This is a genomic window from Paracoccus sp. MKU1 (genome assembly GCF_001447385.1).
GTDB lineage: Bacteria > Pseudomonadota > Alphaproteobacteria > Rhodobacterales > Rhodobacteraceae > Paracoccus.
The window spans coordinates 1-1,958 of the sequence record NZ_LLWQ01000017.1 but is presented as its reverse complement, the minus strand read 5'-3'; the positions used below and the strand labels follow the sequence as shown (position 1 = coordinate 1,958).

Genomic DNA, 1,958 nt, shown 5'->3' with positions numbered 1-1,958 from the left:
CAATTCCGTGGGCCGGTCCAATTCAACCGGCAGAAACAGCGTTTCCGGAGACGCCGAAATCACGCCCTTCTTCTTTAGTTGGTGCCGCCAGGCATAGATTTGCTGCCGCGTCACATCGTGCCGCTGTGCAACCTGCGTCACCGTCGCCCCGTCCACGCCGACCGACAAAACGATCTCGAGCTTCTCCTCGTCGCTCCACCGCCGCCGCCGCTCCAGTCCAAGAATATCGCCCCGCATCCCCACACCCGCATAAGACACGTCATTAACGACGTCACTATGCACGTGCCTTAATCCATCAGCCCAAACTCAGGCAGACGGTAACAATCGGGCCGTTACGATCTATCGTCCGCAAGCCCTCGCCATCCTTCAAAAGACCCTCGACCGGATCGCGGCGGAGGTTGCCACAAGTGCATGCATCCGGACTCTGAATGATCTGTCCGACCAAGGTCAGATCGCGGGGGACAACAATCCGGAAACGCCGCATCCTGATCCGGAACCCCGTGCGCCCGCCGAAGCCGTGACCCGGAATCTGGACGCCATGCTGCAGGATCGTGCCGCCGCGTGGCGTGATCGCCTCCCGATCCTGGACCGTCACTGGGGCCTGACCGGGTAACGGGTTCCGGTTGGGGCACCTCGGATCACGCGAGGACCATGCGGCCGATCCGGATATCGCCTCGCGCAATCAGGGGCCTGCCCCCGGATCCGGAAGCCATGACGGCCGAAGCCATGCCGAGGTTTTCCGCATCCCGGATTCCGGATCCGAACGGGCCAGGCACTCCTGAAGCCCGGAGGTTTCCGGATCCCCGCCAGCCCCAGACCTGACACCGCCACCGCATCCCGCCTCTCGGGATCGCAACCCGCTCTGCCATCTGCCCCGCCGCCATCCGGAATGCTGGGTGGCCAGCCTCTCTCATACCCGGAATTCCGCCATGACCCAGACAAACGCAACCAATCCCCGCAATCCGAACCCCGAATCCGCAACCCGTAATCCTCCATCCTGGGCTTCCCTGGCCCGTCACGCCATCCGCGGCCTCGAGGCCGATCTTGCGAACAAAATGACCGACAACTGGGATCCGGCGCTCGACCCCGAAGACATGGACCTGCCCGAGCTGCTGGAGGCCGCCATGTCGCCTCCGGGATCCGCCGCACTCGATGCCCTGAACACCAGCCCCACCGCGCAGAACGTCTCCCCGGAAGAACACGACGCCATTGCGGACGCCGGCGGCGATCCGGCCGCCACCGCAGCCAATGGCACATCGCAGCCGCGCATCCGCCTGCCGGCGGGCAAGCTGATCCCGCTGCTGCGCCTTGCCGCCAGTATTGGCAGCCTCAAGGACCGCGACGCGATGCTGGTGCCGGGCGCCATCACGGTGATCGAAGGCATTCCGGGCAGCCTGATCGATGCGCTCAAGAAGCTGCTGCCGTATACGTTGCCGACCGGCTGGTCACTGGCCATGTCCATGGGCCGGCTGCCCCGCGACAAGCCCTATCTGCTGGTGCTGGGCCCGGAGCTTATGAACGGCAAGATCTCCGAGCACGCCGGACGCGGCTTTGCGGCGGAGCTCGCCACAGCGATCGACATGCGGGTTCCGATCCTGATCCTGCTGCCGGATGTGGCAACCGCGCCCGAGGTGCTGCGTCACCCGCCAGTCCAGCGCCGGGCCTTTGCGCCTCTGTCGGCGGAGATCCTGATCACCGCCCTGCGCGCCACACACAGCGCCACCGGCCGGGTCGACGAGACCGCGGTGTGCGCCGCCCTGCCGGACGACGCCGCGCTGTCTGACCTGGAGCCACTGGCCCTTGGTCTCGCCATGCGGGCGCCGACTGCGAAGGCGGTTGCCGAGCGGATCGCCGCCCTCACGGTCAAGGCGCCACGCGCCGCGGCTGACGGCCCCTGGCTCGAGGATATCCATGGCGACACGCCTGCACTCCGCGCCGCGCGCCAGATCGTGCGCGAC

The 1,958-nt window shown here is 66.5% G+C and carries 2 protein-coding genes and 1 pseudogene; 1 reads left to right on the top strand and 2 read right to left on the bottom strand.

The annotated features are described in order from the left end of the window. Positions 1–282, bottom strand: a 282-nt coding sequence (locus AQY21_RS01680) for a transposase (protein ID WP_203416326.1), incomplete at its 3' end; no start/stop codon positions are given. A gap of 13 nt (positions 283–295) precedes the next feature. Then, the gene (locus AQY21_RS01675) at positions 296–595 is read right to left on the bottom strand and encodes a hypothetical protein (protein ID WP_058096149.1); all 300 of its coding nucleotides are present in this window, start codon (positions 593–595) and stop codon (positions 296–298) included. A gap of 334 nt (positions 596–929) precedes the next feature. On the opposite strand from AQY21_RS01675, the pseudogene AQY21_RS01670 reads away from it, so the two are divergent. Then, positions 930–1,958, top strand: a pseudogene (locus AQY21_RS01670) (AAA family ATPase); the annotation flags it as partial.